Genomic DNA, 24993 nt, shown 5'->3' with positions numbered 1-24993 from the left:
TATGGCATCCCCTTTCTTATAATCTAAATTTATTGTACATTCTAAAAAAATAGAACGTAAGGAAAATAAATCGTCTTTTTCCTTTATATTTCGACATAAATAAAAATAGCATGTACATAAACATGCTATTAAGCAATAGTAGATTCTTCATTAAGTTTCCCGCGATAATACAAGAACAGCCATATAAAACTAACAAAAATACAACATGTAGCTAGAAAACTACCAATTATTTGAGGAGAAAGGATTTCTAATAACCATCCTGTCATGAGCATAGATAACTGTATAAGTGAGCTATAAATAGAGTAATGAAAGGAAAAAACTTTACCAATCATATTTTCACGCGTGTAAGTTTGAAGTAATGTCGTATCAAGTGGAACGATGATTCCTCCTGCTATGCGCATACAGAGTAATGTAATGATACCGAAAATAAGTTGATCGGATAGAATGAATCCAAGAAAGAAAAAGCCTTGTAGGAAGTAGGCCCAACCAAATGCTTTTTTCATTTTTTCTTTATTGCTGGATATGTAAAGATTAACGAGAAGGCTTCCTATCATAAGCCCAGACCCTTGAACCGTATATAAAATCCCAATGTTCGTGTGGAAAATTTTTTCGGCATAGATTGTTAGAAGTAGCTGATAAGCACCTCCAATAAGCCCCCATGAAATGCCTACAAGAATTAATATTAAAATGATTTTTGTTTGTAATATGTATGTGTAACCATCTTTTATATCAGTAAAAAATGCTTTTTTCTTCTTACAAGTATCATAAGAGGGAACACTCATATTATAAATAAAATAGGCTGAAATAAAGTATGATAGGCTATTTACTAAAAAAGCGAACTCAATATGTAAAGATTGTGCAATTATCCCGCCTACAGAAGCACCCATAATAGACATAAAACCATTCATTGTACTAGAAAGAGAGTTAGCAGTTACGAAATGATTTTGATGTACGATGTTTTTTAAGGTTGCTTGTTTAGCCGGCTCAAATAAGCAAGAAAGTACAGATAAACATATATTAGTAATGAAAATAATTTCAATTTTATAGCTGGCGAATAAGTATGTAAGGACTAGAATTCCCCGTGTAATATCGGTAAAAATCATAATATTCTTTTTAGAAAAAAGGTCTACAATTCCGCCTATGAATGGACTAAGAAGGAGTTGTGGTAAACCTTTACTTATAAAAGTAAGTGCGATCATAAACGGAGATTCCGTTATGCTATAGACGAATGTTAATAAAGCTACTGTATGAAACCAATCTCCAAGCACACTTAATGTTTGCCCATAAAATAGTTTTTTGAAGTTAGTATTTGTTTTAAGAAGCGCGGAATAAGAAACTGACATAAAAGATTAATCTTTATGTAATAATGATGCTTGAACTTGTTTTTTCCACTCACTTAAATACACTTTCTCCCCTGTAGGAAGTCCAACTGGTAATTGTGCAATCAATTCTAAACTATTTCCATCAGGATCGTTAAAGTATACAGCAGCATGTGCTAATTCAGGAAAAACAATTGGTTCAATTGGTTCCATTCCAAAGTCTTTTCGTGCTGAAATTCCTTTTTGATTTAGCCAATGAATCGCATTTTCTAAATCATGTAAACTTACTTGAAAGGCGATGTGTCGTAAAGAGGGATGATAATTCACTTTATATTCTGTACCTTCCCAAAGGCCGAGCCAGCTTTCATTTTCTTTAATCCAAAAGAAAGCAATATCATCTCCTCTTTTATATAATTTCAGTCCAAGTGATTCATAAAAAGATATTGATACCTCTAAGTTGCGGACGGGTAAATGTGCTTCGTAAAGACCTTTAATCATTGTAATCCTCCTAAGTAAAAATATTTCTTATTTCATAGTAAACGTTTTTTTATGAGTTGAAATCAGAAAAAGGAGGGACATAACTTCATACGAAAGTATGAAAAAACAGCTCAAATATGAGCTGTTTTCTTATAGTTTTTCGTTCATTTGTTAAGGATAGGATATATTAGTATCCGTATCCGCCGCCACCCCAACAGCTACATCCGATGATGATTAGAAGGATGAATAGTACGATAAGCAAAGCAAATCCACCGCCGAAACCAGCGCAACTTCCACCATAACTCATATGTTTTCCTCCTTTTGAGTAAGTTAATCTATATAATTCATGGACTACTGTATACAGTATGTTTTTCGTATGGAAAAGGAGCCAGTCTCTTTTGTAATTAGACAAATGCCTGTATGGTCATTTTGATTGTATATGGAGCTAGGTGTATGTGAAGAAATCGTTATATATTTCGCGATTTGTTCATAAAAAAACATAAAAATTGTAAAAAAAACCATTTTTATATTTTTTTATGAGAGGATTTGTACTATAATTTTACAAGTAATATTATGGGAAAAGGGAGTTTTAGTGAAGAGATGGAGATGGGACAACTACAAAATAAAATAGAAACTAAAAAGAAAGAGCTAATTCAACTTGTTGCTAGACATGGATTGGATCATGATAAAGTTTTGTTATTTAGCCGAGATTTAGATATACTTATTAATAAGTTTATGAATGTGAAAGATAAAGTACATAAATAAATAATTTGTAGTTTTTTATATTAAGATATTCAACAAAGAGGAGAGAGATATATTTGGAACATTTACAAGAAGAGCTATATAAACAAATAAAAGAAGAAAAAGGTATTGTTACAATTTTTTTAAAGAGTGGCGTTAGAATAGTAGGAGAAGTTGTTGCAATAGACAAATTTACCGTTTTAATGTTAGTTGATGGAAAACAACAACTTATTTACAAGCAGGCTGTATCAACAATAATGAAATAAGACACTCGTACTGAGTGTCTTATTTCATTATTGCTTGCAGGCTTCAACGTCAATGCCGGCAGCTAATAATTTTTTTTCACCATCTTGCTCAATGATTTTTTGTAATTTAGATAGGAAAGAATCAAAGTTTGTATGCTTTGCTACTTGGAATGTCATTTTATGCTCAATTGGCAGCCACGTATCAATATCAGCTTCGTTATGCTGAATTTTTACCTCAAGTTTATCAAGTGCGTTAGCAACTTTTGCTTCGTACGTTTCTTTCGCTTCAAACTCCATCCATAAATCATATAATTCCTCGCCGAGAGAACCTTTTAATGTTCGTTTAATATTTGAAATTGCTTCTTGTTCATTTATTTGTTTTTGTAATTGTAATTCATGACTATTCATTGTATCAAAAGCAGGAATATCACCAGCTTCTGCTTCCACTAGATCGTGAATAATAACCATTTTAAGTAATTTTTCAATGTTTACTTTCTGATCTAAATAAGGTTCAACTAAAATGGCCATTAGAGACATGCGCCACGTATGTTCAGCAACACTTTCTTGACGTCCGTTAGAAAGCCAGCTATGTCGCATTTCATATTTTAGTTTTTCTGCTAGTGCAATGACTTGTAAAATGTTATGTTCCATCGTGATCCTCCTCGTATTTCCATACTATAATTCTAATATGGAAATGAAATGTGTCAATTTTATGAGTATATTGCGATAAATAGATGATGAGCGTATAATAAGCATTATATGTGAAAACGCATTATTAAAATAAAAAAATGTTTTATAAAAATGAAAAGGAAAGGGCAGGAATATGGGAGACGAAAATCAAGGATTTGCTAGACCGGAAAGAAAAAAAAGGAAGTTTGACATTTCTAGCCCATTTGGCATTTTAGTAGGTTTTGCCATAGTGATAGCGGCAATTATGCTTGGTGGAGGCGGAATAAAAGCTTTTAAAAACTTTTTAGATGTTTCATCTATTTTAATTGTCATAGGGGGAACAACTGCGACAATTGTTGTGGCATATCGATTTGGAGAAATAAAAAAATATACGAAAAGTATTTTTACTGTTTTACATAGAAAAGAAGAAGATTTAGAACAGTTAACGGATTTGTTTGTTGATTTTTCAAAAAAATCTAAAAAACACGGTTTGCTTTCTTTAGAGGTTGATGGAGAGCAGGTGGACAATCCTTTTATTCAAAAAGGAATTCGATTAATGTTAAGTGGTTACGATGAAGATGAATTAAAAGAAGTGTTAATGAAAGATGTTGAAACGGAAGTGTATGAATTAAGAAAAGGGGCAGTATTATTAGATAAAATTGGCGATTTCGCTCCGGCTTGGGGTATGATAGGGACTTTAATTGGTCTTATCATTATGCTTCAAAACTTGCAAGACACATCGCAAATTGGTACAGGGATGGCAGTTGCGATGTTAACGACATTGTATGGATCAGTACTTGCAAATATGATTGCAATCCCTCTTGCTGAAAAAGTGTATCGTGGTATTGAAGATTTATATACAGAGAAGAAGTTTGTTATTGAAGCAATTTCAGAATTGTATCGTGGACAAATTCCGTCTAAATTAAAGTTAAAACTCGATACGTATGTATACGAAACAAAGATAAAAAAAGTAAAACGAGCAGCCTAATATTGCAAGGAGTGGTATGGTGATGATAAAACGACCGCAAAAGGGATCGCCTCGTTGGATGACGACTTTTACAGATTTAACGATGTTATTATTAACTTTCTTTGTATTACTAGTTGCTACTTCAAAGCAGGATGCAGTAAAATTGTCAAAGATGCTTGAAAAGTTTAGTGATACGGAGCAAGTTGATGCAAAAGTAATGGAAAATACTATACCAGATATTTCACATGAAAAAAATGATGAAAAAATGGTCTCAAAAAAGCGAATGGACGACTTGTACAAAAAGTTAAAAGCATATGTAGATAATAACGGTATTAGTCAAGTGAATGTATATCGAGAAGATACAGGGGTAAGCGTTGTTATAGTAGATAATTTAATATTTGATACAGGTGATGCGAACGTTAAGCCTGAAGCAAAAGAAATTATTAGCAAATTAGTCGGATTTTTTCAATCCGTACCAAACTCAATTGTTGTGGAGGGGCATACAGATAGTAGACCGATCCATAATGAAAAGTTCCCTTCTAATTGGGAATTATCTTCAGCACGAGCAGCTAATATGATCCACCATTTAATTGAAGTGTATAATGTGGAGGATAAAAGGTTAGCTGCGGTAGGATATGCAGACACAAAGCCAGTTGTACCGAATGATTCACCGCAAAATTGGGAGAAAAACCGTCGCGTTGTCATTTATATTAAAGAATAGTATTTTAGTATTTTAGTAATAAAATACTAAAATGAAGAAATTCTTTTAAAAAAATATTAAATTTTATCGTTTTATTTTGTATAATGAGTGAGAATGATAAGGTGAAATATTAAGATATATTTATACATAGAAGGAGAGAATCAAAAAGAATGGCACATAAAATTTTAGTTGTAGATGATGCGATGTTCATGCGAACAATGATTAAAAACTTATTAAAAAGTAATACTGAATTTGAAGTAATCGGAGAAGCGGAAAATGGAGTGGAGGCAATTCAAAAATATAAAGAACTTCAACCTGATATTGTAACATTAGATATTACTATGCCAGAAATGGACGGACTTGAAGCATTAAAAGAAATTATGAAAATTGATTCAAGTGCAAAGGTTGTTATTTGTTCAGCAATGGGACAACAAGGTATGGTATTAGATGCAATTAAGGGCGGGGCAAAAGACTTTATTGTAAAGCCATTCCAAGCAGATCGCGTAATCGAAGCTTTAACAAAAGTAGCAAATAGCTAATATAAAAGGGGTGCCACAAGGAATCAAAACAGTGATAACGGATAGATGTGTGGCCCCTTTTTTCTCATTTTAAAACACTAAATTGTTATACATAAATGAAATGTTTGTTAGACAGGTAGGGGATGAAAATGCAAACAGATCTATTAAATATATTTTTTGAAGAGTCGGAAGAACATTTACAGTCGCTAAATGAAAATGTGCTAATTTTAGAGCAGAATCCTACAGATATGGATGTAGTGGGAGAAATATTCCGCTCAGCTCATACGTTCAAAGGTATGTCTGCGAGTATGGAATTTACGGAAATGGCGGATTTAACGCATAAAATGGAAAACGTTTTAGATGAAATTCGTCATGGGAATATAGTAGTACGTGCGGATATTATTGATGTGATTTTTGAATGCATTGATAATTTAGAGAAAATGGTTGCAGATGTGCAGCAAGGCGGAATGGGTAATATTGATGTAGTCGCAACGAAGCAAAAATTAGAAGCGTTATTGAACGGAAATGTAGAAACTTCTATGGAACATGTAGAGCAAGAGTCTATAAACAATGATGATGCAGTTTCGCATGAAGTGCATATAACCGTTGAACAGCAAGCTATTTTAAAAGCAGTACGTGCCATTATGTGTATTGAAGCACTGCAAAATATAGGCGATATACAAAAAACGGTTCCTAGTATTGAAGAAATCGAAGCGGATGCTTTCGGTTTTGAGTTTACAGTATTTATGAATACGGATCGTAGTGAAGAAGAAGTGAAACAGGTAGTGCTTCACGTTTCTGAAATTGAGAAAGTAGTAGTGAAACAAGGAGAATCATTACAGGAAGTAGATTCGATGGTTGCTACGCAAGAAACTACGCGAGTAGAAGAAATGATACAGTCGTCTGTAGTTGCGCAGGTGGAAGCACCTATTGAGACAACGAAGCAACCTGCAAGTGCTACGCCAACTAAAAGCACTGCAAAAACGAAAAATGCTAAAGGTGAGAATCGTTCCATTCGTGTGCAGCTAGAGAAAATTGAACGATTAATGAACATGTTTGAAGAGAGTGTAATTGAGCGTGGTCGCATAGATGAATTGGCACAAGCAATTCAAAACAAAGAATTAATTGAGCATTTAAATCGATTAGGCGATATTTCAAAAGATATTCAAAATGTACTTCTAAACATGCGTATGGTGCCGATTGAAACAGTCTTTAATCGTTTCCCGCGTATGGTGCGTATGTTAGCGAAAGATTTAGGGAAGAAAATCGATTTGCAAATTACGGGTGAAGATACAGAAGTTGATAAAATTGTTATTGATGAAATCGGTGATCCACTCGTTCATTTAATTCGTAATGCAATTGATCATGGTATTGAGACTGTTGAAAAACGTCGTGATGCAGGGAAAAATGAGACGGGTACAATTAAATTAGAAGCGTTCCATAGTGGAAATCATGTCGTAATTCAAATTACGGATGATGGAAATGGAATTCATAAAGGGAAAGTATTAGAAAAAGCGATTAAAAATGGTGTTGTAACAGAATCTGAGGCAAATAAATTAACGGATCGTGAAGTGTTTGATCTCATTTTCCAACCAGGATTTAGTACAGCAGAAGTAGTATCGGATCTTTCAGGGCGCGGGGTTGGATTAGATGTTGTAAAACATACAATCCATAGTTTAGGTGGACATTTAATTATTGATTCAGAAGAAGGAAAGGGAAGTACATTTAGAATTGAACTTCCATTAACGTTGTCCATTATTCAATCTATGCTTGTTCAAACGAATGATAAACGTTATGCTCTACCTCTTGGTAACATTGTTGAAGCGATTCGTATTAAGAGAGAAGACATCCAAACCTTACAAGGAAAAGACGTGTTAAACTATCGTGATCAAATTATTGAAGTGAAGCATTTGAGTACTGTATTTGGTGAAAAATCAGTAGATGAGGCATTTGAATCATATGAAAGTCAAATGGTTCCTGTGTTAATTGTTCGTAATACACATCGTAGCTATGGACTTATTGTAAACACAATTATCGGCCAAAGAGAAATTGTCTTAAAGTCATTAGGCGATTTCTTTGCAGAGAGTTCGAACTATTTCTCTGGCGCGACGATTCTCGGCGATGGACGAGTGGTCCTCATTTTAAACCCAGAAGGTTTATAATAGGAATGAAGGAAAGCTCCCCACTTGTATACAATTGGGGAGCTTTTTGGTTAATTACATACTAATATATAACAGGAAATAAATACATGTTCACGATTTACGTAATAAATTTGTTAAAATGTAATGAGTGTATTTATTTAATAGAAAAACAAAAATGAGGAGGCAGGGAAAATGCCTGAGCAACACACAAAAGGGGATACGAGCACAATTGTGCTAGAAAAAGAAAAGGAGCTTTTAACGCCTCAAGAATGTGATATTCTTGGCGAAATTGCAAATATATCATTTGGCTCTGCTTCGACAGTATTATCAACGATTTTAAATAGGCAAGTAAGTATAACTGCTCCTCATGTAGAGTTAGTGGATTTATACGATACAAGTGATGTTGAGGTTCCTCATGTTGTATTAAATATTCATTTTACAAAAGGATTAGATATGGAAAATCTACTTGTCCTTCAACAAGATGTTGCTTTATCTATTGCTGATTTAATGATGATGGGGACAGGTGAAGTGGAAGAGGGAAAAGAACTTGGCGAATTAGAGCTAAGTGCTGTACAAGAAGCGATGAACCAGATGATGGGATTCGCAGCGACGTCTATGTCGGAATTCTTCCAAGATACAGTAGACATGTCACCACCGACAATTAAAGTTGTAAAGTTATTAGAAGAGATGGAGAAAATCTCTGGAATAACTGGAAATAACACGATTGTGAAAGTGTCGTTTGACCTTAAAATAGATAATCTTGTAAACTCTAAACTCGTACAAATTGTTTCAGTTGAACATGCGAAACAAATGATAAATAAATTACTACAATTATCTGGTGGCGTAGAAGAGCAAGACGAGCCAGCAGAAGTAGCGGAAGCCGAGATTGTAGAAGAACATGTTGAAAAAGAGCAGTTAACGCAAGAGGAGAAAGATGTACTTGGGGAAATTGCCAACATTTCCATCGGTTCAGCCTCAACGGTATTATCAACGCTTTTAAATCAGCCGGTTACGATTAGTACACCCAATGTAGAAGCGATTAATGTGCGTCATTATGACGGTGTACCGGTTCCCTTTGTGATTTTAAATGTCGATTTTGTTGAAGGTTTAAAGAATGAGAACGTATTCGTATTTACGAAAGATGTTGCTTTGACAATGGTAGATTTAATGATGATGGGAACAGGGGAGATTGATCCAGAGAAAGAGCTTAGTGAATTAGAGCTGAGCGGTATTAAAGAAATCATGAACCAAATGATGGGGCATGCGGCAACAGCGATGTCAGAAATGTTTAAAGAGAAGATGGACATGACGCCGCCAGACGTCAAATTTGTCACGTTAAAAGAAGAAATGGAATATTTGGGAGAGTCAATGGAAGTGGATGAACTCGTTCAAATTACGTTCAACCTTGAAATTGGCGACTTGCTTCAATCGAAAATGTATCAAATTTTACCGATTTCAGAAGCGAAAGAAATGGTAAGACGACTGCTATATCCAATGGTGGAAGCAGAAGAAGAGATTGCAGAGGAAGAAATGGAAGAAGAGGTTGTAGAACCTGTTGTACAACCTATTGAATTTAAAGAAGTGAAACAAATTGAGCCAGTGTATATGGATACATCTATTCTACAAAATGTAGAAATGAATGTGAAATTTGTATTTGGAAGTACAGTGAAAACGATTCAAGATATATTAAGTTTACAAGAAAATGAAGCCGTTGTATTAGATGAAGATATTGATGAACCAATTCGAATTTATGTAAATGATGTATTGGTGGCGTATGGTGAACTTGTAAATGTAGATGGATTTTTCGGAGTAAAAGTGACAAAATCACTATAAGGCGTTGAAATAGTAGATGAAAAGCGTAAAGTTTTTTCTAATTTGCTGGCTATGCATACATGTGTGCTTGCTCTTCCCACTGCAAAGTCAGGCGGAAGAGCAAAATGTGCCAGAACAAAATATAAATGAAGTGGATGTACAAGAAGAGAATAAGGAAGTTCAAGAACAGCCAGAACAAGTGGAAATAAAGCAAGATAAAGAGGAACAACAAGAAGTAAAGAATGAGCAAGAAACCGAAAAAAAGATAGAGACGGATCAAGGGATTATTACAATAAATAAGCGAGAATTAAAAGTTGGCGAAGAAATACGGATTATTGTAGAGCCAAAAGAGACAAATATTCAAAGTATAAAAGGTATGTTGCGTTTGCCAAAAAACAGTAATCTGTATGAGCAAGAAAGAATGATACCTTTTGACTATGAAGAAGAGACGAAGCGATGGATTGCTAACTATAAGGTCGGGATTTTTGATTTGCAAGGTAATTGGAACCTTCAGCTTATTCAAAGTTTTAAAGAAAATGAGAAAGAAGAGCTGATAGAAAATGAAGTGAAAGTCCCACTTATTCGTATAAATAATGAAACGCCAACAATAGATAAAGAGATGCCGAAGTTGCATAAAGTCACTATTGACGAGGCGAAGGAGAATGTAATCGAACGAAAACGAGGCGATTCTATACGTGTAAGAGTGAAGGCGGCAGACGTGGAATCGGTTGTGAAAGAAGTTCGTGTTACATTAAAAGGAAAAGAAAATAAAGAGATTACATTTTTATTAGATTACAATAAGCGCGACATGGAATGGCAAAAAGTATTTGAAATAACGGATGCACTATCAAATGGGACATACGAGCTACTTGTAGAGGTAGTAGATGCGGCTGGAAATAAACTCGTTGAAGAAAGTGAGTATGTCGTTTCTGTTTTGGAACAAAAAACAGAAGAGGATAAAAAGACAGAAGAACAAGAGAACGAAGATAAATTAGAAAATAAACTAGAAGATAAGAAAGAAACTGAGAAGCAGGAAGACACGAAAGTAGAAATCCCGCTTCAGGAAGAAAAACAGCCAGTTGTTCAAATTCCGAAAAAAGAAGAGAAAGTAAACGACCTTATAAAAGAACCATTGAAAGAGAAAGAAAAAATTACTTATGTTATAAAAGAGCCTCTCACAGACAACAAGGAAGTAAATAATACGAAGGCTCAAAAAGATAAAGATAATAACAATCAAGTCATTTTGAAGAAGAAAGAAAAAAAAGAAGAGCCAGAAGATAAGAAAGAAACTAAAAGTGACCATGGAATACAAGCTTCTAATGTATTTGCTATTATGTCAGGTTTATTCGTACTATTTTTAGTTTTAAAGAGCAATAAAGAATGGGGCTAATTAATTTCATCATAGTGGAGGCGCTTAAATGGAAATTAAACGTACGACAATTGAAAATAAGACGCTACAACCATTAAAACAGCCTGCAGCTATTTCAGAACATGAAATCCAGAAAGAACGAAAGTATAGCAATCTAGTGTTTACTGGACAGTCTAAAATTATTTCGAAAAATAACGAAATAGGGATTTTACTTGCGAGTTTAGGTGATGGAAAGGTTATGAAGGAAATGCTTTCTAAAGAGATGGATACAGTATTACAACTCTTTAAAAAGTTACATACATTATCTGGAGAAGGAAAGCAAACAGATAAAATATTTGAACAAGTAATGAGAAGCTTACAAGGGCTTGTGAAACAGGCGCATATAAAAGAACTGCCTTTATTAGATGGAACGTATGATTTCGCTGAAGTACAACTATCATTTGGTAGAAAGGTACACATTCCGTTATTAGATGTAAGTGCACTCCTCTCTAGCGTGGAGAGTGACTCGTCAGAAGGAAATATAAATTTAATGGTAACGGTTATTACTGCGTATATCACGAAATTGTCTAACGAAACCATTTTAATTAGCGTCACGGATCGCACAGCTAAAGAGCGGGATGCAAGTGTATGGAGAGCACTTGCAGAAATGAATATGACACAATTATCACAGGCATTGAAACAAACGGTGCAAGAACATAAATGGTCTATGACGTTTCTTTTTCTCTTTATATGGGTTGCTTGTATTATTTTAATTCGAGTTATATAAAAAATGAACGGAATCACGCAATTCTTTGTTATGATTTTAGTAAATAAATACAAAAAAGCAGGGTGCAATAATCCTGCTTTTTTCTATATTTTTTCATAAAAGAATGTATCAAAACGCTGAAGATTGAATCGTTCAGGTGTTAAAATTTGCTCTGTGCTACCGACAAATAGCACACCGCCTTTTCGTAAAGAACGGCTAAACTTTTCATACAGCTTGACTCTTGCTTCTTCTGTGAAATAGATCATTACATTACGACAAACAATTAAATCGTAATTTGTATCGAACGATTGCATTAATAGGTCATGCTGTTTAAACGTGACGTGTTGCTTAATATTTTGATGTAATGAATATATATCATCTTCTTTTGTGAAATGACGTTCTTTCAAATCGCTAGGTAATTCTTTCAAAGAACGTTCCGTATATTGACCACGTTTTGCACTCTCTAAAATATGAAAATCAAGATCCGTTGCTAGTATTTCATAGCGAAATGGAGAGAGATGTTTCGATAAAATTAAAGAGAGTGTATATGGTTCTTCACCAGCAGCGCAAGCGGCACTCCATACTTTTAATTTTCCGTTATTTTGTTCGAGTAATTTTGGCAGTGCTTTCGATTCTAACGTTTGCCAACGTTCTTTATTTCTAAAAAACTCTGAAACGTTAATTGTAATATAGTCAATAAAACTTAAAAATAAGTTTTGATCAACACGTAAAGTACTTAAAAATGTAGTGTAGTTTTCAAAACCTTTTCTTGAAATAAAAGCATCGATTCTACGGCGCATCCTATCTTGTTTATACGAAGCGATATCCATATTGAATTGTTGTTTAAAACTCGTGATAAAATGATCATAATCTTGTTCAATTATCATATTTACAATGGGCACAATAACGATATTGTGCCGCCCCCTTTACATTATACGAATTTTTTGTTCAAAGCTTTTTTTCATTTGTTTTTCATGTAAACCTGGTAAATCATAAATGACAGCATCAATCCCAGCTTCTTTTGCAATGTCAACGGGAATGACAGATGTATGTTTGTCTCCGTTATAAAAACAGAGAACTAAATCGGTATCTTCAATAATTTGTTTCACAAAAAACATATAATCAGATCGATAAATAGAGTCGGAAGGATGATCAAAAGCAACATACTCGGCTCCGTGTGATTTTAAATAATCTACGATTTCTTGGAATTCATCTGTTACTGCTTGTAACGGTTGGAGCGTGTAAAGGCATAAATTTTGAGCGAGCCTTTCGTTTTCAACGAAAAAACGAAGTACCTCATTTTCAATAGATTTATAACATAATATGTAAATTTTATGTTTGTGAGCATAGTCAGTTAAAAATTTTTTAATTTCTTCTTGATCTAATGCTGTTAATTGATTTGAACCACAAAGAAAAATATTCATAGAATTGTGCCACCTCATGCTAAATTGTAACATATCTTCTATAAAAAATAACTGCAAAATATTAGTGTTCAGAGTATAATTATAAATAACTAGATTTTACGATTAACTTTTGGAAGAAATAAAAAAATAAATAGGTGATATATATGCTGCGTTCAATCTCGCATAATCCAATCTTATCGCATATACCGCCTGCTACTCAAATGCCGAAAGAAGCAAATGTCAGGACTGGACTTGCATTTTCGGATAATTTGCATGCAGATCCGAAAAAAGATAAGTTGTTAGAACAAATGGAAGCGTTTGTTGATAATATTGGAGAAATTAAAGAAAAAATCGAAATGGAATTAACACTTGATAACGTAATGGAATACAAAAATACAGTAAAATCATTTTTGAATTTTTACGTTGATAATGTATTGCAATATAAAGATGTCATGTCTCGTCATCCGCGTTATGGCTATTCACAGAAAATGACGATTGTAAAGCAGGCGGAAATGGGATTGAATGAGTTAGAAGATGTTATGAACTTAATTAATACAAAAACGGGACATTTAGAAATGTTAAATCAAATTGGAGAAATCCACGGTTTAATTGTAAATTTAGTCTTGTAAAAGGGAAGGAAGCTATATGTATATACAATTATATGAAAAGCTCGTTATTATTCAAAAAGCATATGAAAACATTCAAACGCTTGGAGAACAAATATATGAGAATTTAAAAAATAAAAATGTAAATGCAGTTCAAAAGTTACAAGCAGAGCAATTGCAGTACATTGAAGGTTTAAAACAATTATCGAGATCATTTGAAGAAATGGTTGTTCAGTTTTGTAAAGAACAGGGAGTGGAATCATTTCGCGTAAGTGCGTTATTTTCGCATTTTTCTCAAGAAGAAATTGAGAAAATGGAAAAAATACAAAAAAACTTAATTGGATTAGAAGAAAATGTAAAAATGCTTCTTTTGAAAAATCAATATTACTTAAACGTACTATTAAAAACTACAGAAAGTATTGTGGATTCAGTTTCTGAATATAACTTAGAACGAAACAATAATTCGCAAATCTTTATGAACGAACTATTGTAAAGGGGAAGTGAAGCATTATGAGATTATCTGATTATAATACCCCGTTATCGGGTATGTTAGCGGCCCAAATGGGGTTACAAACAACAAAGCAAAACTTATCTAACATTCATACTCCTGGGTATGTACGTCAAGCAGTGAATATTACCTCTGCTGGAGCGGGTAATGGCCATATACCAGCACAAAGAATTGGTTACGGTGTACAAGTATTAGGTGTTGATCGTATTACGGATGAAGTGAAAACGAAGCAATATAATGATCAATTGTCACAGTTCTCTTATTATGCATATATGAATTCTAATTTATCAAGAGTAGAGTCTATGGTAGGTGTGACTGGAAAGAATTCGTTATCTAGTTTAATGGACGGTTTCTTTAATGCTTTCCGTGAAGTTGCAAAAAATCCGGAGCAATCAAATTACTATGATACATTAATTGCTGAAACGGGGAAATTCACAAGTCAGGTAAATCGTCTTGCAAAGAATTTAGCTACAGCGGAAATCCAGACGACCGAAGATATTGAAGCGCATGTTAATGAATTTAATCGTCTTGCGGCTAGTTTAGCAGAAGCAAATAAAAAAATCGGGCAAGCTGGTACACAAGTACCAAATCAACTTTTAGACGAACGTGATCGTATCGTTACAGAGATGTCTAAGTATGCAAATATAGAAGTATCTTATGAATCTATGAATCCTAATATCGCAAGTGTTAGAATGAATGGTGTTTTAACAGTCAATGGACAAGATGCATATCCAATTCAATTAAATAAAGAAAAAGAACCAATGTCTGTTGAAATTTATGGTTCGGAAATTCCTTTAACTAGTGGTGCAATTCAATCTGCGATAGATACGAAAGCGAAGATTGCAGGATATAAGAAAAATCTTGAAGATTTAATGAGTTCAGTGAAAAACCAAGTGAATACAGTGATGGGAAAAGATTTCTTCGTTGGAGATTATGCGCAAGAGATGAAATTAAATCCGGAATTTGCACAAGATGTTTCGAAAATGAAAATATCTGCTGAAACAGCAAATAAACTGGCAGGAATTACAGATGGAGATTATAAAGAGGGACTTTCTTATAAACAAGCATTAGACCAATTCATAGTTGGAATAGCTTCTGACAAAAGTGCAGTGAATGCTTATCAAAGTATTCATGGCGATTTATTGGATGGTATTCAGCAAGAAAAAATGAGTATCGAAGGCGTGAATATGGAAGAAGAAATGGTTAATTTAATGGCCTTCCAAAAATACTTCGTTGCGAATTCTAAAGCTATTACTACAATGAATGAAGTGTTTGATAGTCTGTTTTCAATTATTAGATAATGAGAGGTAAAAACAAAAGCTTTTTCTTTTATGTTTGAAGAGAGGGCCAGCAGAGTGTAGAAGCGGTCAGTGCCTAATAGAGGACCTATCGGTGTGAGACCAGAGATATGGAGCGGGTGCCAGATAAAGTAGAAGAGGAAACGACCTAGATTTGAGAATGGAACGCTTTGTAGCACCTTTTGTATAACGATGAATGAGAGGTAAAAGCAAAACCTTTTTCTTTTATGTTTGAAGAAAGAGCCAGCGGAGTATAGTTCCGGTTTCAGCTTCCAATCAATTTTCAATAGATAAAGGAGGAGATAGAAATGAGAGTATCTACATTTCAAAATGCAAACTGGGCAAAGAACCAGTTAATGGATTTGAATGCCCAACAGCAATACCATAGAAATCAAGTAACTTCAGGGAAGAAAAATCTTCTTATGAGTGAAGATCCACTTGCAGCAAGTAAATCATTTGCGATTCAACATTCATTGGCGAATATTGAACAAATGCAAAAAGATATAGCGGATTCTAGAAATATGCTAAGTCAAACAGAAAATACATTGCAAGGTATTGCGAAATCTTTAACGAGGGTGGATCAGTTAACGATACAAGCGTTAAATGGCACGAATAGTGAAAAAGAATTAAAAGCAATTGGAGCAGAAGTGGATCAACTTCTAAAACAAGTCGTTTATTTAGCAAATACGAAAGAGCAAGGTCGTTATCTTTTTGGTGGAAATAGTGCAGAGAAACCTCCATTTGCGGATGATGGGACATACCAAGGTGGCGAAAAAGATGTAATGTGGAAGCTAAATGATGGTTATGAAATTAAAGCATTTCGTAAAGGTGAAGATTTATTAACCCCTGTTATTCAAACGTTAGTAAAAATGAAAGATGCTTTGCAAAGCGGTGATCAAAAAGCGTTACAACCGTTTTTAGAAGAAAATAAGAAAAACTTAGACAGTGTTATTAACCGTACAACAGAAGTAGGATCAACAATGAACACTGTAGATACGTTTAAGACGATTTTAAGTGAGCAAAACTTAGCGCTTCAAGAAAACCGTAAAGAAATTGAAGATGTTGATTTAGCAGCAGCCATTTCAGAGTTAGCTTACATAAATGCGACGTATGAAGCGACGCTTAAAGCAGTTAGTACGATGAGTAAAACGAGTATTTTAGACTACATGTAAAGAATAAGGAGTGAGAAATATGGCAGGAACGATAACAGGTATTGGCGGTAGACAACAGATTTGGAATCTCGGAAATAATATGATCGATACTTCTAACTTCGTTGAATTAGAAATGAATGCGTTAGATATGAGAAAAACACCGTATTCAAATGAAAAAAACCAACTTTCTCAAGATAAACTATTATATACAAGTTTAAAATCGGAATTTAGTTCTTTCACGCAAACCTTTAAAAACTTAGCGGCTTTTAAAGGGAATGAGAAAAAAGTAACGACATCACAAGATGGCTATATTAACATAAAAGCAGATGGTGGAGCTATTGCAGGGACATTTAATATAAAAATTAATCAACTTGCACAGCGTCATCAAATCGCATCTAAAGAAATTAAATTAGATGACAAGCTTCCTAGAAATGAAACGATAAAACTAGGTGAAAAAGAACTTAAAGTAACAACTGATATGACATATAAAGATTTAATTACTAAAATTAATGATGGAGATTATGGCGTATCAGCATATACACTTGGTAAAAAAATCTTCATGTCTTCTACGAAAGAAGGGGAAGCGCACGCTATTAATTTACAACAGACACCACCTAACGTACTAACAGAGTTGTTTTATTCAGAGGTGGAAGTTAAAGAAACAGAAACAGAAACAGGCTTGCCAAAAACGGAAATGAAATTAAATACAATTAATGAAGCGTTAGATGCAATATATAGTATTAATGGTATTGAAGAAAAAAGCGCAAGCAACACAATTGAAACACTTCCTGGTGTAAAGATTGAGCTTTTAAAAGTAACAGATCCAATTGTTGATAATAAGCCTAGTGGTGAAACGGGTACAGATACAAAAGCTGCAGACCAAAAAGGTATAGATTTAAAGTTTACAGTTAGTGATTCAAATGTAACAGATGCAGCTAATTTAATTAAAAAAATGGTTGCTGATTACAATAAAGCTGTAGGTACAGTTGATATTTTCGATGGGAAAAATGGTGCTTTTCAAGGACAAGCAGTTATGCAAAGTGTACGTCAAATGATGAATAATGTTGTCACGTTTTCAAAGGACGGTAACTATTTGTTCACGTATGGTATTCAATTAAAACAAGACGGAACAATGCAAGTGGACGATGAAAAATTAACTAAGGCGTTAAAAGATAATCCGGATGCAGCGAAGCAGTTCTTCTTTAGTTCAAATGGTATAGGAAAAATGATGGAAGAACCACTTGAAAAATTATTTGGTGATAAAGGTGTAGTAGGAGAACGAGTAAAAAGTATTGATTCACGTGTAAGTGATTTAGATAAAAAGATTAAAGATATTGAAGCACAAAACTTGCAAAAACAAGATGAAATTGTGAAGAAGTATCAAAAGCTAGAAAGTACATTAGCGGCGCTAGATAGCCAATTAAAAACAATTAAAGCAATGACAAAACAAAAAAGTGATGATTAATGAAAGTTGAGGAAGTGATCGTATGCAAGCATGGCAACGTTATATGCAAAATGATATTATGACGAGTAATCCGATTAAAAATACAATTTTTATTTATGAAAGATGCATTGTAGAGTTTCGTAATTTAGAAGAGCTTTTACATACTTTTAAACTACAAGAGGGAGATGCGCTTCTTGAGAAGTTAGAACGTATTTTTGAAGAATTAAAGCTTCAATTAAACCCTGAGATTACGAAAGATTTATATGATAGTCTTTATAGTTTATATGATTGGATTGGCGTTCAAATTCAAACGATGAAAGTAACACGTGAAGCGAAAGATATTGATGCGATTGTGAAAGTGTTACAAGATTTAATAGACGGTTATCGCGGAGCGCTTGAAAATGAACAATGATATTTATCGAGCATTTGTCGGCTGTTTTAATGAAATCGGTGAATTGCAAGTGTCAGATGAAGAGTTTGCTGAGAAGAGTGCGATGTTAAATCGCTGGATGATAACATTGGATGAAGAAACGCGCGCACAAGTTGCGGCAGAAGTAAGTCCATTTATTATTAAGGCAGCACAGCATATTCGAGATAAGCAAAAGATTTTGGAAGAAATGATTATGACAAATGATGGGCGAATGAAAGCCAATTCATTTTACGGTAAATATTAATTATAAAGTGTGGAAACGGATCCCCCTTATTACAAGGGGGTCCATTCCTTCATGTAAATAAAGAGTTCCGCTGATTGAGGTTTCATTTTATGACTGTAAAAAATAGAAGTAATCTAAATAATATAAAAATAATCTACAGCTAGTCGTAAATATGTTCAAATAGTATATAGATTACTACGCGTATACAGTTTTTTTGTATTCTTTTTTATATTTTTGTATTTTTCTAAAGACAACAATGTAAAAATGGAATAAAATATGTAAGGGTACATAATAGTTAATATTTTAATAAATACATATAAGAAATTAAATAATGAAGTGAAACTTCCATCAGTGGATTATTATGCCAAAATGATAAGTTAAAAAGGAAGGGTGTGGAGTATGCCAGATTTAGTAACTGATGTAAGCCATTATATGAATTATTTAGTGACGAAACGAAATGCTGTTTCTAGTAATATTGCAAATGCGAATACACCTGGCTATAAAGCACAAGACGTTACATTTGCTGAGCAAATGAATAAAAGTAGTGCATTATATAAGAGTAATACTGCGGATTTAAAAACTAATGCAGATTTATATCAAACGAATGAAATGCACTTACCGACAGTAAATGCGAAAAATACATATGCAAAGATTCAAACGAAGTCAATGCAAACGAATAAAGATGGAAATAGTGTGGATGTAACGACAGAAATGCTAGATTTAATGAAAGCAAACCAATTGTATGGGATCTCAATTAATGCAATTAATACACAATATGCAATTAACCAAGCAGCTCGCGGACGTTAATAGTAGAAGGAGAGACAACGATGTTTCAGGCAATTAATGCAAGTGGATCAGGGCTAACAACAGCGAGAAAATGGATGGAAGTTACTTCAAATAATATTGTAAATGCAAATACAACGGCAGCTCCGGGGGCGGATTTGTATGAGCGCCGTAGTGTAGTGCTTGAATCAAATAATAGTTTTGCGAATATGTTAGACAGTGCACCGACTAACGGGGTGAAAATAAAAAGTATTGAGGCAGACAAAACTGAAAACTTAGTGTATGATCCGACGCATCCGCATGCAAATGAAGAAGGATATGTACGTTATCCGAATGTTGATGTGACTGCTGAAATGACGAATGTAATGGTTGCTCAAAAAATGTACGAAGCAAATACAAGTGTATTAAATGCGAATAAAAAAATGCTGGATAAAGATTTAGAAATCGGCCGAGGATAAAGGGGGAATATGGGAAGATGAAAATCCAACCAATGTTACATACACAGCCATTTGGCGCGATTCAGTCAATTGGTGCACCGAAAAATACACAAACATCTGTAGTCGAGGGGAAGAAGTTTATCGATTTATTGGAAGATATGAATCAAACACAAAACAATGCGCAAACAGCTGTATATGATTTATTAACAAAAGGAGTAGGAGAAACACATGACGTTTTAATTCAGCAAAAGAAAGCTGAGTCTCAAATGAAAACGGCTGCTCTTGTACGTGATAATCTTATTGAAAATTATAAGTCACTAATTAATATGCAAATTTAGGAAAATGGACGGGTGTGTTTAAATGGAAAAGTTAAAAAATGTTTTCCAATCGTTAAAAACGTGGCATAAGTTAGTCATTGGTGCTGCGCTTTTAGCAATTGTAACAGGAGCACTTTTATACTTCACCTTGCCAGATAAATATGTTGTTGTATATCAAAATTTAAATGATGCAGACAAGCAAGAGATTACAGCAGAATTATCGAAGCTAGGTGTCGATTACCAATTAGCAACCGATGGTTCGATTCGTGTGCAAAAAAATGATGCTCCATGGGTTCGAAAAGAAATGAATGGAATGGGCTTACCGTTTAACTCAAAAAGCGGTGAGGAAATTTTATTAGAAAGCTCGCTCGGTTCAAGTGAGCAAGATAAAAAAATGAAGCAAATTGTCGGTACGAAAAAGCAATTAGAGCAAGACATTGTAAGAAACTTTGCGACAGTTGAAACGGCAAATGTTCAAATTACATTACCTGAAAAAGAAACAATTTTTGATGAAGAAAAAGCAAAAGGAACAGCCGCAATTACGGTTGGTGTAAAGCGTGGTCAACTATTAACGGCTGATCAAGTTGCGGGTGTACAGCAAATGATCAGTGCAGCAGTTCCTGGTGTAAAAGCAGAAGAAGTAAGTGTTATTGATAGCAAAAAAGGTGTTATCTCAAAAGGGGCAGATGAAGCGCATGCTACTAGTTCCTCTTCTTATGAGAAAGAAGTAGAGATGCAGCACCAAATTGAAGGGAAATTAAAGCAAGATATCGATGCAACATTAATGACGATGTTTAAGCCGAATGAATATAAAGTGAATACGAAAGTATCTGTAAACTACGATGAAGTTACACGTCAATCTGAAAAATATGGCGATAAAGGTGTGTTGCGTAGTAAACAAGAGCAAGAAGAGCGATCGACGGCACAAGATAATGCGAAGCCGAGTGCGGGGATTACAGCGAACGGTGAAGTGCCAAATTACGGTACGAACAATAATCAAGACGGTAAGGTCGTCTATGAGAATAACAATAGTAACAAAATCGAAAACTATGAAATAGATAAAACAGTTGAAACGATTAAGAAACACCCAGAGTTAACGAAAACAAATGTTGTTGTATGGGTGGATAATGATACGTTAGTAAAACGAAGAATTGATATGACGACTTTCAAAGAAGCGATTGGTACAGCAGCTGGACTTCAAGCTGATCCAAATGGGAACTTTACAAATGGTCAAGTTAACGTTGTAACTGTTCAGTTTGATCAGCCGAAAGAAGAGAAGAAGAAAGAACCAGAAGAAAGTGGTATAAACTGGTGGTTAATCGGTGGTATTACAGGTGGCTTATTAGCGCTCTTTGGTCTAATATGGTTCTTCTTAGCTAGACGTAAGAGAAAGAAAGAAGAAGAGGAATATGAAGAATACTTAGCAGAAGAGGAAGTTGCTGCAAGTAGTGAAAGTATTATGGAAATTCCGGAAGAGAAAATAGTACCAGAGCCAAAACCAGAGCCAGAACAACCGAAAGAACCAACGTTAGATGAACAAGTGCAGGATGCTACGAAAGAACATGTAGAAGGTACTGCAAAAGTAATTAAAAAATGGTTAAACGGACAGTAAGGGAGGAACAACGATGTTAGATGAAATCTCCTCCAAAGAAAAAGCTGCCATCCTCATTCGTACATTAGATGAAGAGGTGGCAGCAAAAGTCATTGAATATATGACGGCTGAGGAAAAAGAAGTGTTGCTTCGTGAAATCGCGAAGTTTCGTGTATATAAACCAGAAACGTTAGAGAATGTGCTAGGGGAGTTCTTATATGAACTAAATGTAAAAGAATTGAACTTAGTCACTCCAGATAAAGAGTACATTCGTCGCATATTTAAAAATATGCCAGAAGACGAGCTTGAAAAATTATTGGAAGACCTTTGGTACAACAAGGATAATCCATTTGAATTCTTAAATTCACTTACAGATTTAGAGCCACTTCTTACAGTGCTTAATGATGAATCACCACAAACAATTGCAATTATCGCTTCTTACATTAAACCGCAACTTGCTTCTCAATTAATTGAGAGATTGCCAGATCATAAGCGAGTAGAAACGGTAATGGGTATTGCGAAACTAGAACAAGTTGACGGTGAACTCATTAATCAAATTGGTGAGCTATTAAAAGCGAAATTAAATAATATGGCATTTAGTGCAATTAATAAAACAGATGGCTTGAAAACAATCGTGAACATTTTAAATAACGTTTCACGAGGCGTTGAAAAAACAGTCTTTCAAAAGCTCGATGAAGTTGATTATGAGTTATCTGAGAGAATTAAAGAAAATATGTTTGTCTTTGAAGACTTACTTGGTCTTGAAGATCTTGCGCTTCGCCGTGTGTTAGAGGAAATTACAGATAACGGTGTCATTGCAAAAGCGCTTAAAATTGCAAAAGAAGAAATTAAAGAGAAATTATTTACATGTATGTCTTCAAACCGTAAAGAGATGATTCTGGAAGAATTAGATGGCTTAGGACCACTTAAGATGACAGATGCTGAGAAAGCGCAGCAAATGATTACAGGTGCGGTGAAAAAGCTAGAGAAAGAAGGAAGAATTATCATTCAAAGAGGTGAAGATGATGTCCTTATTTAAAAACAGAATTCCGAAGAATTCTGTTTCTTTTTCTGAAGAAACGTATGAATTACAATTTCCAAAACCAATACCAGTTTACGCTGAAGAAGAAATACAAGTAGATCATGAAGAGCTTCGTGCACAGCAAGAATCGTTACATATTGAAATGCACCAACTAAGGCAAGAGCAGCAAGTGTTAGAACGAGAGCGTCAACAGCTATTGCAAGATAAGGAACAATTTCAAATGCATGTTCAGCAGCAAATGGAACAGATAGAATCTGCACGTTTGCAGTTTCAAAAAGAGCAACAAGAAACAGCATACGAATGGACAGAATTATTATGGGATCAATCTTTCCAACTAGCAGAAAAAATTGTGAACCAAGCAGTAGATTCGCGATTACTTGATGTATTACCTATTTTAACTGGTATTGTTCAAACATTGCCCACTTCGTTTGAAAAACTAGTCATTACAGTACATCCAGAAACATTTGAACGTATTCAAGAAGAGAAGGAAAATACGAAAGAGTATTGGCTACTACAATTAGTAGAATGGAAATATGATTTTTCCTTACAGTTTGGTGAATTTGTTCTGGAAGAAGAGAAAGAGTTCTTTGAATTTAAATTTGCACCTATATTTGCGAAACTTCGTCAAAAATGGGAAGAAGAGAAATTATTTGAGGAGCAAAATGTATGAACAACCAGCTCATAATCGAACATAGTAAATGGAATACGTTTATTGAAACGCCGTTCTATACGAAAGTCGGTAAAGTTCATAGTGTACAAGAACAGTTTTTCGTAGCGAAAGGACCGAAAGCAAAAATTGGAGATGTTTGCTTCGTTGGGGAACATAATGTTTTATGTGAAGTAATTGCGATTGAGAAAGAAAACAATATGTTACTTCCATTTGAACAAACAGAAAGAGTATGTTACGGAGATTCAGTTACATTAATTGCAGAAGATGTTGCTGTACCTCGTGGCAAACATTTACTTGGAAAAGTGTTAAGTGCAAATGGTGAAGTGTTAAATGAGAATGCTGAAAACATTCCATTACAAAAAATAAAATTAGATGCTCCGCCGATTCATGCATTTGAACGTGAAGAGATTACTGAAGTATTTGAAACGGGAATAAAATCAATTGATTCAATGCTAACAATTGGTATCGGTCAAAAGATTGGTATTTTTGCTGGGTCAGGTGTTGGTAAATCTACTTTACTTGGAATGATTGCAAAAAACGCAAAAGCGGATATTAACGTTATTAGTTTAGTAGGAGAACGTGGCCGGGAAGTAAAAGATTTTATTCGAAAAGAATTAGGCGAGGAAGGTATGAGGAAAAGCGTCGTTGTCGTAGCGACGTCAGATGAAAGTCACCTTATGCAGCTTCGTGCAGCTAAGCTTGCAACATCTATTGCTGAATACTTCCGAGACGAAGGCAATAACGTATTACTTATGATGGACTCTGTCACACGTTTTGCTGACGCGCGTAGAAGTGTTGATATTGCAGTTAAAGAGTTACCGATTGGTGGTAAAACACTTTTAATGGAAAGTTATATGAAGAAGCTGTTAGAGCGATCTGGAAAAACGCAAAAGGGGTCTATAACAGGTATTTATACTGTACTCGTTGATGGAGACGATTTAAACGGTCCTGTACCGGATTTAGCACGTGGTATTTTAGATGGACATATTGTATTAAAACGTGAACTTGCAACGCTCAGTCATTATCCTGCTATTTCAGTGCTAGACTCAGTAAGTCGGATTATGGAAGAAATCGTGTCGCCAACTCATTGGCAACTGGCAAATGAAATGCGAAAAATTTTATCTATTTATAAAGAAAATGAATTGTATTTCAAATTAGGAACGATTCAAGAAAATACAGAAAATGCTTATATTTTTGAATGTAAAAATAAAGTAGAAGGTATAAATACGTTTTTAAAACAAGGTCGATCTGATAGTTTCCAATTTAACGATATTGTTGAAGCAATGCACCATATAGTATAAGACCTTGCGCTTCGCAGGTCTTATTTTTTTGTTTTTTAATATTTCACAGATTTTTTTGGAAAAAAACTATATAATAGAAAAAGAGAA

The 24993-nt window shown here is 34.3% G+C and carries 29 protein-coding genes; 23 read left to right on the top strand and 6 right to left on the bottom strand.

The window, feature by feature from the left end; translation table 11 throughout:
• Nucleotides 1-128: 128 nt before the first annotated feature.
• The 3 genes from ACTFNE_RS14880 to ACTFNE_RS14870 form a co-directional block, all read right to left on the bottom strand.
• Nucleotides 129-1343, bottom strand: a complete 1215-nt coding sequence (locus ACTFNE_RS14880; RefSeq protein ID WP_270705597.1) for an MFS transporter — start codon at nucleotides 1341-1343, stop codon at nucleotides 129-131.
• A gap of 6 nt (nucleotides 1344-1349) precedes the next feature.
• The gene (locus ACTFNE_RS14875) at nucleotides 1350-1817 is read right to left on the bottom strand and encodes a VOC family protein (protein ID WP_046197306.1); all 468 of its coding nucleotides are present in this window, start codon (nucleotides 1815-1817) and stop codon (nucleotides 1350-1352) included.
• Between the two features lie 166 nt (nucleotides 1818-1983).
• Nucleotides 1984-2103, bottom strand: coding sequence for a YjcZ family sporulation protein (locus ACTFNE_RS14870; RefSeq protein ID WP_000120179.1), 120 nt, complete (start codon nucleotides 2101-2103; stop codon nucleotides 1984-1986).
• A 239-nt stretch (nucleotides 2104-2342) separates the two neighbouring features.
• Here ACTFNE_RS14870 and ACTFNE_RS14865 point away from each other — a divergent pair, with 239 nt between their 5' ends.
• Both ACTFNE_RS14865 and hfq read left to right on the top strand, forming a co-directional pair.
• Nucleotides 2343-2561, top strand: a complete 219-nt coding sequence (locus ACTFNE_RS14865; protein ID WP_002091864.1) for an aspartyl-phosphate phosphatase Spo0E family protein — start codon at nucleotides 2343-2345, stop codon at nucleotides 2559-2561.
• Nucleotides 2562-2614: 53 nt separating this feature from the next.
• Nucleotides 2615-2803, top strand: a complete 189-nt coding sequence (hfq, locus tag ACTFNE_RS14860) for an RNA chaperone Hfq (protein WP_000400661.1) — start codon at nucleotides 2615-2617, stop codon at nucleotides 2801-2803.
• Nucleotides 2804-2830: 27 nt separating this feature from the next.
• On the opposite strand, the gene ACTFNE_RS14855 is transcribed toward hfq, so the two are convergent.
• Nucleotides 2831-3433, bottom strand: coding sequence for an HD domain-containing protein (locus ACTFNE_RS14855; protein ID WP_000400760.1), 603 nt, complete (start codon nucleotides 3431-3433; stop codon nucleotides 2831-2833).
• A 172-nt stretch (nucleotides 3434-3605) separates the two neighbouring features.
• Here ACTFNE_RS14855 and ACTFNE_RS14850 point away from each other — a divergent pair, with 172 nt between their 5' ends.
• From ACTFNE_RS14850 to ACTFNE_RS14820, 7 genes are all read left to right on the top strand, one after another.
• Nucleotides 3606-4439, top strand: coding sequence for a flagellar motor protein MotP (locus tag ACTFNE_RS14850; RefSeq protein WP_000502135.1), 834 nt, complete (start codon nucleotides 3606-3608; stop codon nucleotides 4437-4439).
• A 22-nt stretch (nucleotides 4440-4461) separates the two neighbouring features.
• A complete protein-coding gene (locus ACTFNE_RS14845; protein ID WP_000596046.1) occupies nucleotides 4462-5139 on the top strand; it encodes an OmpA family protein in 678 nt (225 codons plus the stop codon).
• Nucleotides 5140-5288: 149 nt separating this feature from the next.
• The gene (locus ACTFNE_RS14840) at nucleotides 5289-5657 is read left to right on the top strand and encodes a response regulator (protein ID WP_098267313.1); all 369 of its coding nucleotides are present in this window, start codon (nucleotides 5289-5291) and stop codon (nucleotides 5655-5657) included.
• A gap of 128 nt (nucleotides 5658-5785) precedes the next feature.
• A complete protein-coding gene (locus ACTFNE_RS14835) occupies nucleotides 5786-7798 on the top strand; it encodes a chemotaxis protein CheA (RefSeq protein WP_270705596.1) in 2013 nt (670 codons plus the stop codon).
• Nucleotides 7799-7969: 171 nt separating this feature from the next.
• A complete protein-coding gene (locus ACTFNE_RS14830; RefSeq protein WP_001114993.1) occupies nucleotides 7970-9610 on the top strand; it encodes a flagellar motor switch protein in 1641 nt (546 codons plus the stop codon).
• Between the two features lie 16 nt (nucleotides 9611-9626).
• Nucleotides 9627-10979: a transglycosylase gene (locus tag ACTFNE_RS14825; protein ID WP_270705595.1), complete on the top strand. Its 1353-nt coding sequence runs from the start codon at nucleotides 9627-9629 to the stop codon at nucleotides 10977-10979.
• Nucleotides 10980-11007: 28 nt separating this feature from the next.
• A complete protein-coding gene (locus ACTFNE_RS14820) occupies nucleotides 11008-11724 on the top strand; it encodes a hypothetical protein (protein ID WP_048557456.1) in 717 nt (238 codons plus the stop codon).
• A gap of 83 nt (nucleotides 11725-11807) precedes the next feature.
• On the opposite strand, the gene ACTFNE_RS14815 is transcribed toward ACTFNE_RS14820, so the two are convergent.
• The gene (locus tag ACTFNE_RS14815; protein ID WP_000582906.1) at nucleotides 11808-12590 is read right to left on the bottom strand and encodes a CheR family methyltransferase; all 783 of its coding nucleotides are present in this window, start codon (nucleotides 12588-12590) and stop codon (nucleotides 11808-11810) included.
• A 39-nt stretch (nucleotides 12591-12629) separates the two neighbouring features.
• On the bottom strand, nucleotides 12630-13127 hold the full coding sequence (locus ACTFNE_RS14810) for a flagellar motor switch protein FliG (protein ID WP_270705593.1): 498 nt from the start codon (nucleotides 13125-13127) through the stop codon (nucleotides 12630-12632).
• Between the two features lie 143 nt (nucleotides 13128-13270).
• Here ACTFNE_RS14810 and ACTFNE_RS14805 point away from each other — a divergent pair, with 143 nt between their 5' ends.
• The 14 genes from ACTFNE_RS14805 (at nucleotide 13271) to ACTFNE_RS14740 (ending at nucleotide 24906) form a co-directional block, all read left to right on the top strand.
• Nucleotides 13271-13735, top strand: coding sequence for a YaaR family protein (locus ACTFNE_RS14805; RefSeq protein WP_000946323.1), 465 nt, complete (start codon nucleotides 13271-13273; stop codon nucleotides 13733-13735).
• 16 nt (nucleotides 13736-13751) lie between these two features.
• Nucleotides 13752-14204 carry a hypothetical protein gene (locus tag ACTFNE_RS14800; protein WP_061536777.1) on the top strand — a complete coding sequence of 151 codons (453 nt, stop codon included), beginning with the start codon at nucleotides 13752-13754 and terminating at the stop codon, nucleotides 14202-14204.
• Nucleotides 14205-14221: 17 nt separating this feature from the next.
• Nucleotides 14222-15520 (top strand): flagellar hook-associated protein FlgK, encoded by a 1299-nt coding sequence (flgK, locus tag ACTFNE_RS14795; RefSeq protein ID WP_270705591.1) that lies wholly within the window; start codon nucleotides 14222-14224, stop codon nucleotides 15518-15520.
• 305 nt (nucleotides 15521-15825) lie between these two features.
• Complete coding sequence (locus ACTFNE_RS14790; RefSeq protein WP_270705590.1) at nucleotides 15826-16689, top strand: flagellar hook-associated protein 3; 864 nt, start codon at nucleotides 15826-15828, stop codon at nucleotides 16687-16689.
• A 19-nt stretch (nucleotides 16690-16708) separates the two neighbouring features.
• Nucleotides 16709-18133 (top strand): flagellar hook-associated protein 2, encoded by a 1425-nt coding sequence (locus tag ACTFNE_RS14785; protein ID WP_270705589.1) that lies wholly within the window; start codon nucleotides 16709-16711, stop codon nucleotides 18131-18133.
• Nucleotides 18134-18155: 22 nt separating this feature from the next.
• On the top strand, nucleotides 18156-18524 hold the full coding sequence (locus ACTFNE_RS14780) for a flagellar export chaperone FliS (protein WP_270705588.1): 369 nt from the start codon (nucleotides 18156-18158) through the stop codon (nucleotides 18522-18524).
• Complete coding sequence (locus ACTFNE_RS14775) at nucleotides 18514-18786, top strand: hypothetical protein (protein ID WP_001058065.1); 273 nt, start codon at nucleotides 18514-18516, stop codon at nucleotides 18784-18786. The genes ACTFNE_RS14780 and ACTFNE_RS14775 overlap by 11 nt, the downstream gene beginning before the upstream one ends.
• A gap of 378 nt (nucleotides 18787-19164) precedes the next feature.
• On the top strand, nucleotides 19165-19572 hold the full coding sequence (gene flgB, locus ACTFNE_RS14770; RefSeq protein WP_001113117.1) for a flagellar basal body rod protein FlgB: 408 nt from the start codon (nucleotides 19165-19167) through the stop codon (nucleotides 19570-19572).
• A gap of 20 nt (nucleotides 19573-19592) precedes the next feature.
• Nucleotides 19593-20006, top strand: a complete 414-nt coding sequence (flgC, locus tag ACTFNE_RS14765; protein ID WP_000484677.1) for a flagellar basal body rod protein FlgC — start codon at nucleotides 19593-19595, stop codon at nucleotides 20004-20006.
• A 17-nt stretch (nucleotides 20007-20023) separates the two neighbouring features.
• Nucleotides 20024-20323: a flagellar hook-basal body complex protein FliE gene (gene fliE, locus ACTFNE_RS14760; protein ID WP_000701666.1), complete on the top strand. Its 300-nt coding sequence runs from the start codon at nucleotides 20024-20026 to the stop codon at nucleotides 20321-20323.
• A gap of 22 nt (nucleotides 20324-20345) precedes the next feature.
• Nucleotides 20346-21914: a flagellar M-ring protein FliF C-terminal domain-containing protein gene (locus ACTFNE_RS14755; protein WP_270705587.1), complete on the top strand. Its 1569-nt coding sequence runs from the start codon at nucleotides 20346-20348 to the stop codon at nucleotides 21912-21914.
• 13 nt (nucleotides 21915-21927) lie between these two features.
• Nucleotides 21928-22932: a flagellar motor switch protein FliG gene (fliG, locus tag ACTFNE_RS14750; RefSeq protein WP_270705585.1), complete on the top strand. Its 1005-nt coding sequence runs from the start codon at nucleotides 21928-21930 to the stop codon at nucleotides 22930-22932.
• Entirely contained in the window at nucleotides 22919-23605 is a 687-nt protein-coding gene (locus tag ACTFNE_RS14745) for a FliH/SctL family protein (RefSeq protein ID WP_103141645.1), read from the top strand. The genes fliG and ACTFNE_RS14745 overlap by 14 nt, the downstream gene beginning before the upstream one ends.
• On the top strand, nucleotides 23602-24906 hold the full coding sequence (locus tag ACTFNE_RS14740) for a flagellar protein export ATPase FliI (protein ID WP_270705584.1): 1305 nt from the start codon (nucleotides 23602-23604) through the stop codon (nucleotides 24904-24906). Before ACTFNE_RS14745 ends, ACTFNE_RS14740 begins: the two co-directional genes overlap by 4 nt.
• The last annotated feature ends 87 nt before the right edge of the window (nucleotides 24907-24993 follow it).

The sequence above is a fragment of the Bacillus cereus group sp. MYBKT111-2 genome (assembly GCF_051915205.1).
Taxonomy (GTDB): Bacteria; Bacillota; Bacilli; order Bacillales; family Bacillaceae_G; genus Bacillus_A; species Bacillus_A paranthracis.
The sequence above is the reverse complement of the archived record's forward strand: the minus strand, read 5'-3'. Positions and strand labels throughout refer to the sequence as shown.

Coding starts and splice junctions, on each gene's coding strand:
- ACTFNE_RS14785 (WP_270705589.1), top strand. CDS start 16,709: ATGGCAGGAACGATAACAGGTATTGGCGGTAGACAACAGATTTGGAAT.
- ACTFNE_RS14840 (WP_098267313.1), top strand. CDS start 5,289: ATGGCACATAAAATTTTAGTTGTAGATGATGCGATGTTCATGCGAACA.
- ACTFNE_RS14820 (WP_048557456.1), top strand. CDS start 11,008: ATGGAAATTAAACGTACGACAATTGAAAATAAGACGCTACAACCATTA.
- flgB (WP_001113117.1), top strand. CDS start 19,165: ATGCCAGATTTAGTAACTGATGTAAGCCATTATATGAATTATTTAGTG.
- flgK (WP_270705591.1), top strand. CDS start 14,222: ATGAGATTATCTGATTATAATACCCCGTTATCGGGTATGTTAGCGGCC.
- ACTFNE_RS14880 (WP_270705597.1), bottom strand. CDS start 1,343: ATGTCAGTTTCTTATTCCGCGCTTCTTAAAACAAATACTAACTTCAAA.
- ACTFNE_RS14805 (WP_000946323.1), top strand. CDS start 13,271: ATGCTGCGTTCAATCTCGCATAATCCAATCTTATCGCATATACCGCCT.
- ACTFNE_RS14870 (WP_000120179.1), bottom strand. CDS start 2,103: ATGAGTTATGGTGGAAGTTGCGCTGGTTTCGGCGGTGGATTTGCTTTG.
- ACTFNE_RS14835 (WP_270705596.1), top strand. CDS start 5,786: ATGCAAACAGATCTATTAAATATATTTTTTGAAGAGTCGGAAGAACAT.
- ACTFNE_RS14800 (WP_061536777.1), top strand. CDS start 13,752: ATGTATATACAATTATATGAAAAGCTCGTTATTATTCAAAAAGCATAT.
- ACTFNE_RS14830 (WP_001114993.1), top strand. CDS start 7,970: ATGCCTGAGCAACACACAAAAGGGGATACGAGCACAATTGTGCTAGAA.
- ACTFNE_RS14755 (WP_270705587.1), top strand. CDS start 20,346: ATGGAAAAGTTAAAAAATGTTTTCCAATCGTTAAAAACGTGGCATAAG.
- ACTFNE_RS14740 (WP_270705584.1), top strand. CDS start 23,602: ATGAACAACCAGCTCATAATCGAACATAGTAAATGGAATACGTTTATT.
- ACTFNE_RS14790 (WP_270705590.1), top strand. CDS start 15,826: ATGAGAGTATCTACATTTCAAAATGCAAACTGGGCAAAGAACCAGTTA.
- ACTFNE_RS14825 (WP_270705595.1), top strand. CDS start 9,627: ATGAAAAGCGTAAAGTTTTTTCTAATTTGCTGGCTATGCATACATGTG.
- ACTFNE_RS14875 (WP_046197306.1), bottom strand. CDS start 1,817: ATGATTAAAGGTCTTTACGAAGCACATTTACCCGTCCGCAACTTAGAG.
- ACTFNE_RS14815 (WP_000582906.1), bottom strand. CDS start 12,590: ATGATAATTGAACAAGATTATGATCATTTTATCACGAGTTTTAAACAA.
- fliG (WP_270705585.1), top strand. CDS start 21,928: ATGTTAGATGAAATCTCCTCCAAAGAAAAAGCTGCCATCCTCATTCGT.
- ACTFNE_RS14810 (WP_270705593.1), bottom strand. CDS start 13,127: ATGAATATTTTTCTTTGTGGTTCAAATCAATTAACAGCATTAGATCAA.
- ACTFNE_RS14855 (WP_000400760.1), bottom strand. CDS start 3,433: ATGGAACATAACATTTTACAAGTCATTGCACTAGCAGAAAAACTAAAA.
- ACTFNE_RS14845 (WP_000596046.1), top strand. CDS start 4,462: ATGATAAAACGACCGCAAAAGGGATCGCCTCGTTGGATGACGACTTTT.
- fliE (WP_000701666.1), top strand. CDS start 20,024: ATGAAAATCCAACCAATGTTACATACACAGCCATTTGGCGCGATTCAG.
- ACTFNE_RS14780 (WP_270705588.1), top strand. CDS start 18,156: ATGCAAGCATGGCAACGTTATATGCAAAATGATATTATGACGAGTAAT.
- flgC (WP_000484677.1), top strand. CDS start 19,593: ATGTTTCAGGCAATTAATGCAAGTGGATCAGGGCTAACAACAGCGAGA.
- ACTFNE_RS14850 (WP_000502135.1), top strand. CDS start 3,606: ATGGGAGACGAAAATCAAGGATTTGCTAGACCGGAAAGAAAAAAAAGG.
- ACTFNE_RS14775 (WP_001058065.1), top strand. CDS start 18,514: ATGAACAATGATATTTATCGAGCATTTGTCGGCTGTTTTAATGAAATC.
- ACTFNE_RS14745 (WP_103141645.1), top strand. CDS start 22,919: ATGTCCTTATTTAAAAACAGAATTCCGAAGAATTCTGTTTCTTTTTCT.